The following is a 14,807-nucleotide window of genomic DNA, read 5'->3' on the forward strand; positions in this document are numbered from 1 at the left end:
GGCGCGGCAGGGTGCATCGCGTTCACCGCGCGCTACCAGTGCGGGCCGGCGCGCGTATCGCCGCGTCCGGCGCTGCCCGACAGCTCCGTGTAGATCTCGAACGAGAGCCGTCCCATCTCGCTGGAAGCACGCGACTCGGCGGTGCGGGGACGCGCGATCGGTACGGCATGCACGTTGGCGACGCGCCCGGGACGCGGCGACATGACGACGACGCGATCCGCGAGGAACACCGCTTCGGGAATCGAATGCGTCACGAACACGATCGTCTTGCGCTTGCCGTGGTGCGCGGCCTGGTCCTCGCCCCAGATGCGCAGGAGTTCGAGGTTCATGTCGTCGCGCGTCATCGCATCCAGCGCGCCGAAGGGCTCGTCCATCAGCAGGATCGGCGGATCGAGGATCAGCGCACGGCATAGCGAGGCGCGTTGCTGCATGCCACCGGAAAGCTCGCCCGGCCGCTTGGCAGCGAAGTCGCCCAGCCCCACGAGCTTGAGCAGCTGATGCGCCCGGTCGCGGTACTTGCCGGTATCGAGCCCCGAGAGTTCGGCGGGCAACAGCACGTTGTCGAGCACCGAGCGCCACTTGAGCAGCAGCGCAGCCTGAAACACCATGCCGACCTTCGGGATCGGCCGCTCGACGACGGTGCCGTCGACGCGGATCGCGCCGCTCGTGAGAGGCCGCAGCCCCGCAATCGCCCGCATCAGCGTCGATTTGCCGCAGCCACTCGGCCCCACGAGTGCGACGAACTCACCCTCGTGGATGGTGAGCGAGATGTCGCGCAGGGCTTCCACCGGGCCGCTCTCCGCGGGGTAGACCATGCCCGCACGATCGACCTCGATGAGGGGCCGGGTTGCGGGCGCATGGGCGAGGTTCGCGGCGGCCATGCCTTCGGCTGCTTCGGCCATGTGCCTCACTTCACGGACAGCGGCATGGCCACCTTGGTGAAGTAATCGGTGGTGTAGACCGCCTTGCAGTCGACCTTCTTCGGCAGGCCCATGTAGGTGTTGACGATGTCGGTCGAGCCGCACATCTTCTTCTCGTCGATGAAGCCGATGCCCGAGTCCGCATAGGTTCGCGTGCGCATCAGCTCGAAGCCGAGGAGCATGTTCGCCTCGATGATGCCGGGGTCGATTTCAGGCACCCGCTTCTTGTAGATCTCGAGCGCTTCCTTGGGGTTCGCCATCACGTCGCGCCAGCCCATGTACGACGCTTCGAGAAAGGCCTTGAGCTGCTTGGGCTTGTCGGCCATCGTCTTCTCGCCCGCCATGATCGCCATTGCGTAGAGATCGAAGCCGTAGTCCGACCAGGCCAGGCGTGCGACCTTGCCCGGCCCGCCCATCGCCTTGTCGTAGAAGGGCAGACCGGTGGTGTAGTCGGCCACGCCATCCACGCGCTTTTCCGCGATCGCCGCCTGCTTGGCGGTCGGCTCGATATTCACCCAGCTGACCTTGCTCGGATCGATCTTGTTGAGCCGCGCGAAAGCCGGGAAGGCAAGGCGCTGGCTGTCGCCGGCCGGAGCGCCGAGGGTCTTGCCTTCCAGATCGGCGGGCTTGAGCAGCGGCGTGTCGATGCGGCTGAAGAAGGTCATCGGCGTCTTGTCGAACACCATGCCGACGATCTTCACCTTGGCACCTCGCGACACCGCCGAGATGATCGGCACGGCGTCGGCAAGGCCGGCATCGGCGCGGCCGGTGTCGACCTTGGCGATCGAATCGCCCGAACCCTTGGACGCTTCGATCTTCACATCGAGACCGCGCTGCGCGTAGTAGCCCTTGTCGAGCGCCACCCAGTAGGCCGCGTGATCGCCCACGGCGAACCAGTTGAGCGCGAAGGTGAACTTCTCGAGCGGCTGCGTCTGCGCAAAGGCGGGCGCTGCCAGCAGGGTGACGAGCGCCGCACAGGCGGCGACGAGGGGAACGGCGATCCGGGAGGTCATGGTGGCTTCCTTTCGATGTCGTGACGATGATGAAAGACGGGCAGGCATGGATCAGGCGGGCTTGTCCTCGGCCCAGGGCGCGAGCAGGCGGGACAGCACTGCGACGAGGCCGTAGAGGAGCAGGCCGAGGATCGAGATCCACACCAGCGCGGCGAACGCGGCCGGCGTGTTCATGCTGCTCTGCGTGGTGATGATCACGTAGCCCAGCCCGCGCTGCGAAGCGACGAACTCGCCCACGATCGCGCCGACGACCGCCGAAGTCGCGGTCACCTTGAGAGCGCTCAGGATGTAGGGGTAGGCATTGGGGATGCGGATCTTGAGGAACACCTTCCACTTGGGCGCGCTGAAGACGCGGCCCAGGTCCACGAGGTCCTGGTCGATCTGCGTGAGGCCGACGGCCGTGTTGATGACCACCGGAAAGAAGCCGATGAGCGCGCCGATGAGCATGTTCGGCAAGATGCCGTAGCCGAGCCACATCAGGAACAGGGGCGCGATGGCCACCTTGGGCAGTGTGTTCACGAAGACCAGGAAGGGCGTGAGCGCGCGCGAGATGCCGGCCGACCATGCGATCGCCATTCCGAGCAGCACGCCGGAGAGGCCCGCCAGCAGGAAGGCACCGAGGATCTCGATCGCGGTGATCCACGTGTGGCTGAGCCAGGGGATGTCGCCGCTGGTCATCGCCTGGAGCACCGCGAGCGGGCTCGGCAGCAGGTATTCGCGAATGCCGAACACCGACACCGCCAATTGCCAGAGCACGATGAAGGCCGCGAACAGCCCGAAAGCGGGCAGGTAGTGCAGGAGGGTCTTGCCGAATCGGTTCATGTCAGGGGGACTCGTGCATCTTTCAGGCCAGCCATCGGTCCAGATGGGCCGCGATGAACTCGTCGTCGGCCAGATCGGCGTGCATCGCCAGCACCCGGTCGATCTCCTCCCGCTGCCCGGGGCTCAGTCCCTCGTTCGGATCGAGGCACCAGATGCCTTCGAGCAGGCCTTGCCGGCGCAGCACCTCGTGGCAACCGGCGATGCAGCCGTGGAAGTTGTGCGCGACGTCGAAGAAGGCGCTGTTGCAGTCGGTGACGCGGCTGTCGAGCGCGAGCATTCGTGCATCCACGGGACGTCCCTGGTCGACGGCCGCTTGGCATTCGGCCAGCAGCTTCACGGCGCCGGAGGTCCACACGGACCAGTGTCCGAGCAGCCCGCCGCGGAAGCGCACCGTCACCGGCGCCCCGTCGCGCATCACGGTAAAAGGCGTCACGAGATCAAGCACGATGTGATCGTCGTTGCCCGTGTAGAGCGTGACGCGCGACTCGGCGCGGGCATCGACGACGCCCCGGACCACGTCGAGCGTGCGGTAGCGGTTGAAGGGCGCGACCTTGATGGCGACCACGTTCTCGATCGCCGCGAAGCGCGCCCAGAAAGCGGCGCTCAGGTCCATGCCGCCGACAGCCGGCTGCAGATAGAAGCCGATCAGCGGGATCTGCTCGGCGACGGCTTCGCAATGTTCGATCAGCGCGTCTTCGCTATCGCCCTTGAGCGCCGCGAGGCTCAGCAGGCCGGCCTGGTAGCCAAGGTCTCGCGCGAGCCGGGCTTCACGCGATGCCTGGGCGGTACGTCCGCAAACGCCGGCCACCATCGCGAGTTCGCGATCGGGTTCGATCCAGGCGCGCGCCGTTTCGGCAGCGAGCCGAAGCACCTCTTCGTAGAGGCCAACCTCACGGATGGCGAACTGCGTCGTGTGCACGCCCACCGCGAGCCCGCCCGCACCGGCGTCGAGGTAATAGCGCGTCAGCGCACGCTGGCGGCGCGCATCGAGTGCGCGGCGAGCGTCGAGTGCCAATGGATGCGCCGGGATTGCCAGTCCGCGTTGGAGCAACTGGCGGATGTCGGGGGTGAATGGCTTCATGGATCTATCCGAACTCGGGGCCTGCGATCACGAACGATCGGTCATCGACACACGCGATGCCGTCCGGCAGCGCTGCAGCAAGCGCCATACGCACGAAGGGGCGCTGGACGCGCAGGCCGCGTTCGCGCAGGTCATCGGCCAACGTCGTCCAGCGTGAGGGGAGGTCGAGGAAAACGCGGCCATTGCAATGTGCGAAGGCAGCGTCGAGCAAGGCCGCGGCCTGGTCCATCGTCTGCGCGACCAGGGGGCCGATCTGGAAGGCGCTGCGGCCGCGGCGGGCGATCACGAATCCAATTGCTCCGCGGGCGTCATCGAGCAACATCCACGCGCGGGTGCCGTTGCGTTGCAGGAAGTTGCCAAGCACCGTACGGCGTTCCAAGCCCGAGGCGGCTGTATCGAGTGCGATGATGGTGTCGACGTCACCGGCATCGGCCGGGCGAACGCGCTCATCGTGGCGCGCACTGGGCAGGGCCACGACCTCGCCCTCCCATCGCTCGATGTCGAAGCCCGACTGGAAACCGAGCCGCCGGTAGACCGGCTCGCCCGCTGGCGTCGCGTCGAGCACCGGAGTGATGCCTTCGCGCTGCAAGTGGTCGATGCAAGCCCCGAGCAGGTGCGTGGCGAGACCGCCATGTCGCCATTCCTTTGCGACCAGCACCATCGAGATCCAGCCCAGCCGCCCATAGCCCAGAGCGGCGGCCGTCGCGACGAGCTGGCTGTCGGCCGTGCGCCATCCGAGTGCCTCGCCGTGCTGAACGAACAGCTGCCAGTCGTCCGCGGTCTGGTTCCAGCCGGACGCATCCGACAGGGCCATGCCCGCCAGAACGTCGGCCGAGTCGAGCCTGACTTGCGTCAGCGACTCAGAAGGTGCCATCCCGCACCTCGAACTTGGTCGGCTTGTTGAAGCTCTCGCGCTCGTTGCGCACCCAGTCGGCCACCCAATCGAGCATGGCGCCGAGCGGCACGAGCGGATAGCCGAACAGCCGACTGGCTTCGGTGGTGTCGGAAAGAAGCGCCGTCGGAGCCTCCTGCCCGGTGATGTGCACGTCGACGCCGAGCCTTGCCGCGAACTCGTTCGCGAGCCATCGCACGGAAATCGTCTCGGGGCCCGTGCAGTTGATGGGGGAGGGCGGCACCGTGCAGTGGCGCAGCAGGCGCAGCACCTGCGCATTGGCGTCGCCCTGCCAGATGACGTTCACATGGCCCATGCTGACGTCGACCGGCACGCGGCGATGCACCTTCGATGCAATGTCGAACAGCACGCCATAGCGCATGTCGATCGCGTAGTTGAGCCTGAAGATGCGCCCCGGCGTGCCGTGCCGGGTGCTGAAGTACTCGAACATGCGCTCGCGGCCCACGCAGGACTGGGCGTAGTCGCCCAGTGGTGCGGGCGCAGTGCGCTCGCTCGCGCCTTGCTGTCCCAGCGGTGTCAGCGGATAGATGTTGCCGGTCGAGAAGCTCACGATGCGGGCTTCGCGGAAGGTGTCGGCCACCAGGGCCGGCACGTGCGTGTTCATGGCCCAGGTGAGTGACTGGTTGTCCTTGGACCCGAACTTGTGACCGGCAGCGAAGACGATGTTCGACACGCGCGGCAAGGCTTCGATGGCCGAACGGTCGAGCAGGTCGCAGGCGATCGTCTCGATGCCCCAGCCTTCGAGGCGACCGCGCACGGCCGGGTCGCTGAAGCGCGCGACGCCGATCACGCGCTTGTGCGGCGCGGCATTCTTCGCGAGGCGCGCGAGCGTGGGGCCCATCTTGCCGGCCACGCCGAGGATCATCAGGTCGCCCTCGACCTGCGCAAGGTCGTCGACCAGCGCCTGGCTCGGTCGCGCCAGGAACTCGTCGAGCGCGTCGACAGATTCGAAACGCTCTGGCAGGGCGGTGGGATCGAGCAGCGAAGCGGTGCTGCCGGATGGGCTTGGCAATGACGATGTCTGCATGGGATACGACCTCGGACTTCAAACGCGTTGCAGCTTAGGAGGCGCGCGAGGTCGTGTCAACCGTTTGGTTGAAATCTCAGGGAAGACGATGAGTCGACGAGTCGATCGCCTCGCGCCGAATGCGTTCGCTAGGCGCGCAGACCGGCCATGGCGAACGACACCACGTGGCGCCGATATCCGTCCACGGCCTTTGCGTCGCCGAGGTCGCGCGCGAAGATGGACGACAGCGTGAGCCGGTTCGAGAAGTAGAAGTACGACATGCCCGCGACGGAGATGTAGAGCTCGACCGGGTCCACGCCGCGCCGGAACACCTTGGCGGCGATACCGCGCTTGAGCGTCTGGGCGATCAAGGCGATCAGCGGCGAGTTGGTCTCGCGAATCGCGCGCGAGTCGCGCACGTGCCGCGCGCCGTGGGCGTTCTCGTGGTTCAACAGGCCGATGAAATCGGGATGCCGCGCCAGGTAATCGAACGAAAAGCCGATCAGTGCCGCCATCGCCTCGGCCGGCTTCATATCGCCGAGATTCAGCTCGCGTTCGAGCGAACGGATCTCGGTGTAGACCACTTCCAGTGCCGTTCGATAGAGGTCTTCCTTGCTTCCGAAGTAGTAGTAGATGAGCTGCTTGTTGACGCCCGCGCGCGCCGCAATCTCATTCACGCGGGCGCCGGCGAGCCCCTTGGCGGCGAACTCGCTGCGTGCCGCCACGAGGATGGCCGTGCGCGCCGCGCTCGAATCGCCTTCGGCCTGGACGGATGTGGGAGCGGCGCGGCGAGGGGGCATCGGCTGTCAGGTCGGATCGAAGTGCGCGGATTATCCGCGCGCCGGCCAACAAGGAGCGCCATTGCGCCGCCGGTCCAAAAACCGGCTGACCTGCCGATCAGGTCGTCGCTCCGTCGAGCATCTCCAATATCGCCTTGATGGCAGCGCGATATCCACCGGGGCCGAGGCCGGCGATCACGGCCGTTGCCACTGCGGACATGTAGGAGTGGTGGTACATCTCTTCGCGGCGATGGATGTTGGACAGATGGACCTCGATGATCGGACCCGGAAACATCTTGAGCGCGTCCATGATGGCCATCGAAGTGAACGAATAGGCCGCCGGGTTGATGATGATTCCGCTGGCCGTGTCGATGGCTTCGTGAATCCAGTCGATCAACTGCGTCTCGCTGTTGGACTGCTGGAACACCACCGGGACCGCCCCGGCTTCGTCGCGGCACATGGCTTCGATCTCCGCGAGCGTGGTCTTGCCATAGATCGCGGGCTCGCGCTTGCCGAGACGGTTGAGATTCGGACCATTCAGGATGAAGAGCGATTTCGTCATGGTGAGTACGCTTTCGACGCAGACAGGGAGACAGGCCTACCCCTTGTAGCCCATCAGGCGCGGGAGCCACAGTACCGTTTCGGGGACGAGCGTGAGGATCGCCAGCACGACGATGGCCATGCCGATGAAGGGCGCAGCCTCACGCACCACGACCATCAGCGGCTGCTTGGTCATGTTGGCCACGACAAATAACAGCAAGCCGAACGGCGGGGTCAGCAGGCCGAGCATGATGTTGACCACCACGACCACGCCGAAGTGCACAGGATCGATACCGAGTGCCTTCGCCGCCGGAATCAATATCGGCACGATGATAAGCAGGATGGTGGAACCCTCGAGCAGGCAGCCCAGCGCCAACAGGATCGCATTCACCAGCAGCAGATAGACGAGCGGCGTCAGGTGGAAGGCGCTGATGAACTGCTGCACCGACAGTGGAACTTGCTCGATCGTGACCACGTAGTTGAAGACCAAGGCCCCGGCAATCAGCATGCCGACCGAGGTGGTCGACCGGGCGCTCCCGAGCAACACGTTGTACAGCTGCCGCCATGTCATCGAGCGATAGATGATCGCGGATGCGAGTAGTGCGTAGGCAGCCGCGGCCGCGGCGCCTTCGGTCGGCGTCATGACGCCGCCGTAGATGCCGAACAGCAGCACCACGGGCAACATCAATGCAGGCAACGCGTCAAGGGTGATGCGCGGAATCTCGCGCATCGGCACAGGCGGCTCGACAGGGTAGTTGCGGCGCCTGGCAATGAAGGCGTTGGTGATCATGAAGACCAGGCCCAGCAGAAGCCCCGGGACGACCCCGCCCAGGAAGAGATAGCCGATGGATGTGTCCGACACCAGCGCATAGATCACCATCGGAATCGAAGGCGGAATGATCGGACCGATGACGGCCGCCGACGCGGTAATGGCACCCGCATAGGCGACCGGATAGCCATTGCGCGTCATCATGCCGATGATGACCTTGCCGATGCCCACGGCGTCGGCAATGGCCGAGCCGGACATCCCGGCGAAGATGATGTTGGCCACCACGTTGACGTGGCCGAGGCCACCTCGAAATCGTCCCACGAGCAGGAGGCAGAACTTGAGCAGCCTGTCCGTCAGGCTGCCGCTGTTCATGAGCTCGGCCGCGAGAATGAACAAGGGAACCGCCAGCAGCACATAGCTGTTGAAGAGCCCGTTGAGGATCTGCTCGGCAGCGGTGCCGAGATCGAGCCCCGCAAGGACGAGGTAGAAGATCGAGGCGCCGATCATCGACAGCCCTATCGGCAGGCCGAGGATGGCCAGCATGACGAGGACGATGATGCACAGGGTGAAGTGGCTGGGCATGCTCATGCCGCGCTGTCCGACATGTTGCCGGCTTCAGGCGGCGCGCCCCTGATGGCCCGCCAGGCAAGCCTGACGTGCTTGAAGATGATGGCCAGCGAGAAGATCACGTAGACGGCATAGAGGATGTCGAATCGCATGTGCAGGTAGGCGCTGTGCTCGCGCTTCATGAAGGTCACGTAGTTCCAGCTGGCAGGGAGCGATATGACAAAGAGCACGGCGATGGCGATGCTGGACACCGCCGTAAAGGCCCGCTGCGTACCCGGAGAGACCACCCCATAGACGATGTCGAACCGGATCTCGTCCCGGTCCGCAAGAACGAAAGCCGCGCACCAGAGCACGGCCCACACCCAGCAGAGAACGGTCACTTCGTCGGTCCACCCCAACGGCTGGTTGAGGACATAGCGAAATCCGATCTGGAGCAGAAAAGACACGAACATGAGCGCCATGAGCGCCACCGCAACATCGTTGGCGCGCCTGTGCAGCCACGAACCCGTCGTGCGAAGTCGATTGAGCATTGTTTGAGTTGATGCCGCACGCCGCGCAGTGCGGCGATGCGGACGTCAAAGGGCGTTGATGCGCTCGAGCGCGCCCTTGGGCCACTCGCTGCCGTACTTGTCGACGTATTTCTTTTGCGCGAAGGTACGGAAGGCGGCGAGGTCCGGGGTGTAGACCTTCTTGCCTTCCTTCTTGAAGTAGTCCTGTACTTCCTTTTCCTGGGCCACGAACTTGGCCGTGTAGTCGTCGATCGCCTTTTCCGCGGCCGCCTGGAATTTCGCCTGCTGCGCCGGCGTCATCGCGTCCCAGATCTTGGTCGTGATCACCATCACGTCATAGCCCAGCACGTGGCCGGTGAGCACGAACTGCGTGGTGACTTCGTCGAACTTCATGAGGCGACTCGCCACCAGCGGGTTGTCCTGGCCGTCGATCGCGCCCGACTGCAGCGCCGTATAAACCTCGGCGTAGGCCACCGGCGTGGGATTGACGCCGATCGACTCGCCCAGAAACTGCCAGTACTCGCCCGGAGGCATGCGCAGCTTGATCCCTGCGAGATCGGCAGGCGTCTTGATTTCCTTGGTCGGCTTGAGGTTTACGTTGCGCGCACCGAAGTACACCGGCGTGATGACCTGGATGCCAAGCTGGTCGCGCGCCATCTTGATGAACTCGCGACCCACATCGCTCTTGAACGTCTTCTTCAAATGATCGACGTCGCGAAACAGGTACGCCGACGTCATGAGTGACCACGCCGGGATCTGTTTGCTGATGTCGGCTGGCGCGAGATTGCACATCTCGAGATTGCCGCGCTGCAGCGCGACCAGTTCCGCTCCCTGCTTGAACAGCGTGTTGCCCCAGTAGGGCTCGAAGTCGTAGCCGTCTTTGATGGCGGCGGCCAGATTTTTGTAGGCCTCCGTGCGCAGATCCTGTTCGGTGAAGGCGGAACTGAAGCGCAGCTTGGTGCGGTTTTGGGCGAATGCCGAGGGCAGGGCGCCCAGCGCCAACGCCGAGGCGCCGGCTGCGAGCGTCGCACGACGCGAAAAGGTCGAACTCATGAAGTCTCCGTTGTATGTGCCCCGAGGGCGACCATTGAGCCGTTGCCGTTCTCGACTGCGATGCGTTCGCGGCGGAGCGACATTGATATATTATGAAATCGTTGGAGGATTAGCAATGCGTCTGAGGATCAGGGTATTCTCTGATCCCGGCGCAGCTGCAACTGAAACCTGTGCTGAACTTCGATCCTTCCAGGAGCGACCCGTGTTGACCGACCTCTCCCTCGATTCCCCAGACAGTGCTACCGCCAGCGGGATTGCCTATCGCCGCATCCGCTCGGACATCGTGCTGGGCCGGTTGACGCCGGGGCGCCGTTTGCCGCTCGAGCGAATGAAAGAGGCTTACGGCGCCAGCGTCGGCACGCTGCGCGAGCTCTTCAACCGCCTTGCCACCGAAGGCTTGCTCGTGGCCGAAGGGGCGCGCGGTTTCCAGGTCAGTGCGGTCTCCTCAGCCGACCTTCGCGATGTGGCATCGATGCGGCTGCTTCTGGAGAGCCACGGAATCAAGGAATCGTTTCAGCGCGGCGACCTGGAGTGGGAAGGCCGCGTGGTCGCGGCCTATCACAAGCTCGCAACCATGGAAAAGAGAATGGCAGCCAACGAGCCTTCTCCTCCGGAAACCTGGCGCCAGTACGACTGGGCGTTTCACGGCTCGCTCATCTCCGCATGTGGCTCCGCCTTGCTGCTGCAGACCTATGCGTCGATCTGCGACAAGTATCTGCGCTATCAAATGATTGCCGCCGTCTTCCGCGGGGAAGAGGCGGCCGACGAGCACCAGATCCTGCTCGAAAGCGCGCTCGCCAGGGACTGGCAGCGCGCGCAACAGGCGCTGATCACTCATGTCGAGGATTGCGTCACGCAAATGGCATCGGTGCTGGACGCCGCCTGAAACAGATACTTGTGAGGACCGCATGACATCTTCTTCCGGTGGCCCGCTGCGCATGGGCATTCTGGGCGCCGCACGCATCGCACGTTTGTTTGTCGAAGCCGTGCGGCCCTCGGCAAAGGTCGTGGTCGCCGCCGTTGCGAGCCGCGACGTGGAGCGCGCTACTGCCTTCGCGCGCGAGTCCGGCATCGGCCGCGTCCATGCCAGCTATGACGCGCTATTTGCCGATGCAGACATCGACGCGGTGTACGTGCCGCTTCCCAACAACCTGCACGCGGAGTGGTCGATCCGGGCCGCCGACGCCGGCAAACACGTCCTGTGCGAGAAGCCGCTCGCTGCCAATGCGGCGCAGGCCCGGGCCATGTTCGCGGCCGCGGAGAAGAATGGCGTGTACCTTGTCGAAGCCTATCCGTATCGGGCTCAGCCGCAAACGCTCAAAGTTCGCGAACTCGTCGCGGCGGGCGCCATCGGCCGCATCCAACTCATCGAGGCGTCGTTCGGATTTCCTTTGACGGACGCTGCCAACATCCGCATGGACCCGAATCTTGCGGGTGGCGCGCTGATGGATGCGGGGTCCTATCCGGTGAGCTTCGTGCGCACCGTGGCAGGTGCCGCGCCGTCGCGCGTGTCCGCGCTGTCGCGCTGGGGCGCGACCGGTGTCGACGTGAGCACAATGGCCACGCTCGAGTATCCGGACGGTCTTCTCGCGCAGATCTCGTGTAGTTTCACCACGGCGCGGCATCGGCATGCGTTCATTGCCGGGGACGCGGGTTCGATCAGCACCACCTACTTCAACGATACCGGGCCCACATTTCCACCGCTCGTGAATGTGCGGCGCGGCAATGGATGGGATGCGGCGCATGAAGCGATCGAAACCGAAGCGCTCCCAGGCTTCCTGGCAGAAGCGGAGTCGTTCCACGATCTCGTGCGCTTCGGCTGGAGCAAATGGACCGGCGCCACGCCCACCGAATCGATCGACATCGCGATGACGCTCGACGCAATTGCGGCCAGCAGTCGCGATGGCGTGCCGGTTGAAGTCGGCCAATAAGCGGAGCAGAACACATGTCGCTTCTGGGCAATGCAGCGCTGGCCATGTGGTGGGACATGGCGCCCGAGATCAAATCCGAGTTCGAAGACTGGCACTCCCACGAACACTTTCCGGAGCGGCTCAGCGTGCCCGGCTTCCGGCGGGCATCGCGCTGGACGAGTGCCGACGGGGGCGAAGGCATCTTCGTCATGTACGAGCTCACGTCGTACGCGGTCCTTTCATCGACCGCCTACGTCAGTCATCTGAACACGCCATCGCCGTGGTCATCGCGGATGATGCCGCACCACAGGAACATGGTGCGCAGCCAGTGCCATGTGCTCGAGTCATCGGGCGCCAGCGCCGCACGGCATGCGTTGACATTGCGGGTCTCGCCACTGGAGGGCCGCGCTGACGACCTGCGCACATTCTTTAGGACACTCTCTGCCGTTCTGGTCCAGAGGCCGGGAATCGTGGGCGCCCATCTGTTGCGGCATCAGACGCCGCCCGTTGCCGAAACCACCGAGCAGCGCATTCGCAACTCCGCCGATCGCGTGGCTGACTGGGTGTTCGTGGCCGTTGGCTACGACGCGCTGGTCCTGGAGTCGCTGGTCCATGCCGATGTCGGTGTAGCGGCCTTGCGGGCGTCTGGTGCGGCCGAAGGCGCACTGAGCGGTCTCTACACGCTCTCGCATTCGGCAACGGTCGAGGACGTCGCCGGTTTATTGCGCTGATTGCATCAATAGGTCCAAACAATGCAATTCCGCTGATCTGACCTGCGCCGCACACTTGCTCCCCAGAACTGCTGCCGTTTGGCGCAGTCAACAAGGAGACAACAGTGGACGCACAGCGAGACCAGTTGCGATCGTGGATCGGACGCAAAGAGACGTTCGAAGACAGCATCTACTCCACGCCTGTCATTGCGTTGACGGCGACCCTCGACCATCTCGCGACGCCAGTCATTGCGGGTACTCCGCTTCCGCCACTTTGGCATTGGCTCTATTTCCTGCCGATGCATCGCCAGAGCGAGATCGGCGCCGATGGCCATGCCAGGCGCGGTGGGTTCCTTCCGCCCGTTCCTCTGCCTCGGCGGATGTGGGCTGGCGGTCAGTTCGAGTTCCGCTCCCCGATTCGAGTGGGCGACCGCGTGGTGCGCACCTCGACGATCGATGACGTCACAACGAAGGAAGGCCGCACCGGCAAGCTCGTGTTCGTGAAAGTGCGTCACGAGGTACGTTGCAATGACGCACTCGAGCCGGCGCTCGTGGAATTCCACGACATCGTCTATCGCGAAGCACAGGCTCCGAACGATGTCGTGCCACCACCCCAGGCGGCGCCGGCCGATGCCGCCTGGCGCCGCGAGATCGTGCCGGACGATGTGCTGCTGTTCCGCTACTCGGCGCTGACCTTCAATGGCCACCGAATTCACTACGACCGGCAGTATGTGACGCAGGTCGAGGGCTATCCGGGCCTGATCGTGCACGGTCCGCTGATCGCGACCCTGCTGATGGACCTTCTCCGCCGCGAGTTGCCAGATGCCTACGTGGAGAGCTTCCGCTTCAAGGCCGTGCGTCCGACTTTCGACCTGAACGCTTTTCAAGTCAGCGGCCAACCGCAGGCCGACGGCAAAACGATTCGTCTATGGGCCTCGGATCACGAAGGCTGGCTGACGATGGACGCCACCGCAGTGCTGCGCTAACCCTCCCGCCACGTCGTCAAGAGAGACAGACTCATGCAGCCACTCAAAGGCATCACCGTTGTCACACTGGAGCATGCGATTGCCGCTCCCTTCGCTACGCGCCAACTGGCGGACCTTGGCGCCCGCGTTATCAAGATCGAACGCCCCGGATCCGGCGACTTCGCCCGCGGCTACGACGAACGCGTTCGCGGCCTGGCGTCCCATTTTGTCTGGACCAATCGCTCCAAGGAAAGCCTCACGCTGGACGTGAAGCACCCTGATGCGGGAGAGGTGCTCGAACGGCTGATCATGGAAAAGGCCGATGTGGTTGTGCAGAATCTGGCGCCAGGTGCTGCAGCACGCCTCGGACTTGGCTACCGCAAGCTCTCCAGCGCCAAGCCAGGATTGATCGTGTGCGACATCTCCGGCTACGGCGACGACCCGCAAAACCCAGGCCCATACCGCGACAAGAAAGCCTATGACCTGTTGATCCAGAGCGAGGCCGGTTTCGTCTCCGTCACCGGTACGCCTGAGGAGCCTTGCAAAGCCGGCCCCTCGATCGCAGACATCGCTGCGGGCATGTATGCCTACAGCAGCATCCTCGCGGCGTTGTTGCAGCGCGGCCAGACTGGCAAGGGCCAGCGCATTGACATCTCGATGCTGGAGTCGCTGGCGGAGTGGACAAGCTATCCGCTCTACTACGCCTTCGACGGTGCGGAGCCGCCGCCGCGCACCGGCGCGAGCCACGCGACGATCTATCCGTACGGTCCGTTCCCGGCCGGTGACGGCACCACCGTGATGCTGGGCCTGCAGAACGAGCGTGAATGGGTCAGCTTTTGCGACAAGGTGCTGGAGCAACCCGGACTCGCAAGTGACCCGCGCTTCACGGCGAATTTCAAGCGAGTGGCAGAGCGCGTGGCACTGCGCCAGATCATCGTGGACGCTTTCGAGCCGCTGAGCGGCAGGCAGGTGGTCGAGCGGCTCGAACTTGCACAGATTGCCAATGCGCAGGTCAACACCATGAAGGAAGTCTGGGCGCATCCGCAGCTCGAGGCACGGGGGCGCTGGACCCAGGTGGGCACTGCAATGGGACCGGTACCGGCCATGCTGCCACCCGGCACCTGGGACACAGGGCCCCGCATGGACCCGGTGCCTGCACTCGGCGAGCACACGGACGCAATCCTGACCGAGCTCGGCTACAGCGCGTCCGAGATCGTCGGGCTGCACACATCCAAAGCCGTCTGAGGTCG

General features: G+C 64.5%; 16 protein-coding genes. 5 read left to right on the forward strand and 11 right to left on the reverse strand.

Annotated features, from left to right (window positions below):
• Positions 1 to 32 precede the first annotated feature (32 nt).
• The 11 genes from AC1DEK_RS24680 to dctP form a co-directional block, all read right to left on the reverse strand.
• Positions 33 to 902, reverse strand: coding sequence for an ABC transporter ATP-binding protein (locus tag AC1DEK_RS24680; protein WP_478127940.1), 870 nt, complete (start codon positions 900 to 902; stop codon positions 33 to 35).
• A gap of 5 nt (positions 903 to 907) precedes the next feature.
• A complete protein-coding gene (locus AC1DEK_RS24685; protein ID WP_478127941.1) occupies positions 908 to 1,933 on the reverse strand; it encodes an ABC transporter substrate-binding protein in 1,026 nt (341 codons plus the stop codon).
• Positions 1,934 to 1,984: 51 nt separating this feature from the next.
• A complete protein-coding gene (locus AC1DEK_RS24690) occupies positions 1,985 to 2,755 on the reverse strand; it encodes an ABC transporter permease (RefSeq protein ID WP_478127942.1) in 771 nt (256 codons plus the stop codon).
• A 22-nt stretch (positions 2,756 to 2,777) separates the two neighbouring features.
• Positions 2,778 to 3,836: a dihydrodipicolinate synthase family protein gene (locus tag AC1DEK_RS24695; protein ID WP_478127943.1), complete on the reverse strand. Its 1,059-nt coding sequence runs from the start codon at positions 3,834 to 3,836 to the stop codon at positions 2,778 to 2,780.
• 4 nt (positions 3,837 to 3,840) lie between these two features.
• Positions 3,841 to 4,710, reverse strand: a complete 870-nt coding sequence (locus AC1DEK_RS24700) for a GNAT family N-acetyltransferase (RefSeq protein WP_478127944.1) — start codon at positions 4,708 to 4,710, stop codon at positions 3,841 to 3,843.
• The gene (locus tag AC1DEK_RS24705; RefSeq protein ID WP_478127945.1) at positions 4,697 to 5,776 is read right to left on the reverse strand and encodes an NAD-dependent epimerase/dehydratase family protein; all 1,080 of its coding nucleotides are present in this window, start codon (positions 5,774 to 5,776) and stop codon (positions 4,697 to 4,699) included. Before AC1DEK_RS24705 ends, AC1DEK_RS24700 begins: the two co-directional genes overlap by 14 nt.
• A gap of 128 nt (positions 5,777 to 5,904) precedes the next feature.
• Positions 5,905 to 6,555, reverse strand: coding sequence for a TetR/AcrR family transcriptional regulator (locus AC1DEK_RS24710; RefSeq protein ID WP_478127946.1), 651 nt, complete (start codon positions 6,553 to 6,555; stop codon positions 5,905 to 5,907).
• A 97-nt stretch (positions 6,556 to 6,652) separates the two neighbouring features.
• Complete coding sequence (gene aroQ, locus AC1DEK_RS24715) at positions 6,653 to 7,096, reverse strand: type II 3-dehydroquinate dehydratase (protein WP_478127947.1); 444 nt, start codon at positions 7,094 to 7,096, stop codon at positions 6,653 to 6,655.
• A 36-nt stretch (positions 7,097 to 7,132) separates the two neighbouring features.
• The gene (locus AC1DEK_RS24720; protein ID WP_478127948.1) at positions 7,133 to 8,431 is read right to left on the reverse strand and encodes a TRAP transporter large permease; all 1,299 of its coding nucleotides are present in this window, start codon (positions 8,429 to 8,431) and stop codon (positions 7,133 to 7,135) included.
• Entirely contained in the window at positions 8,428 to 8,940 is a 513-nt protein-coding gene (locus AC1DEK_RS24725; RefSeq protein WP_478127949.1) for a TRAP transporter small permease, read from the reverse strand. The genes AC1DEK_RS24720 and AC1DEK_RS24725 overlap by 4 nt, the downstream gene beginning before the upstream one ends.
• A gap of 45 nt (positions 8,941 to 8,985) precedes the next feature.
• A complete protein-coding gene (gene dctP / locus AC1DEK_RS24730; RefSeq protein ID WP_478127950.1) occupies positions 8,986 to 9,972 on the reverse strand; it encodes a TRAP transporter substrate-binding protein DctP in 987 nt (328 codons plus the stop codon).
• Positions 9,973 to 10,174: 202 nt separating this feature from the next.
• On the opposite strand from dctP, the gene AC1DEK_RS24735 reads away from it, so the two are divergent.
• From AC1DEK_RS24735 to AC1DEK_RS24755, 5 genes are all read left to right on the forward strand, one after another.
• Entirely contained in the window at positions 10,175 to 10,858 is a 684-nt protein-coding gene (locus AC1DEK_RS24735) for a GntR family transcriptional regulator (RefSeq protein WP_478127951.1), read from the forward strand.
• A 22-nt stretch (positions 10,859 to 10,880) separates the two neighbouring features.
• Positions 10,881 to 11,903, forward strand: coding sequence for a Gfo/Idh/MocA family protein (locus AC1DEK_RS24740; protein ID WP_478127952.1), 1,023 nt, complete (start codon positions 10,881 to 10,883; stop codon positions 11,901 to 11,903).
• 14 nt (positions 11,904 to 11,917) lie between these two features.
• Positions 11,918 to 12,613, forward strand: a complete 696-nt coding sequence (locus AC1DEK_RS24745; RefSeq protein WP_478127953.1) for a hypothetical protein — start codon at positions 11,918 to 11,920, stop codon at positions 12,611 to 12,613.
• A 104-nt stretch (positions 12,614 to 12,717) separates the two neighbouring features.
• On the forward strand, positions 12,718 to 13,578 hold the full coding sequence (locus AC1DEK_RS24750) for an HTD2 family dehydratase (protein ID WP_478127954.1): 861 nt from the start codon (positions 12,718 to 12,720) through the stop codon (positions 13,576 to 13,578).
• A gap of 33 nt (positions 13,579 to 13,611) precedes the next feature.
• Positions 13,612 to 14,802 carry a CaiB/BaiF CoA transferase family protein gene (locus tag AC1DEK_RS24755; protein ID WP_478127955.1) on the forward strand — a complete coding sequence of 397 codons (1,191 nt, stop codon included), beginning with the start codon at positions 13,612 to 13,614 and terminating at the stop codon, positions 14,800 to 14,802.
• Positions 14,803 to 14,807: the final 5 nt, after the last annotated feature.

This window comes from Variovorax sp. 10N420 (assembly GCF_056394705.1).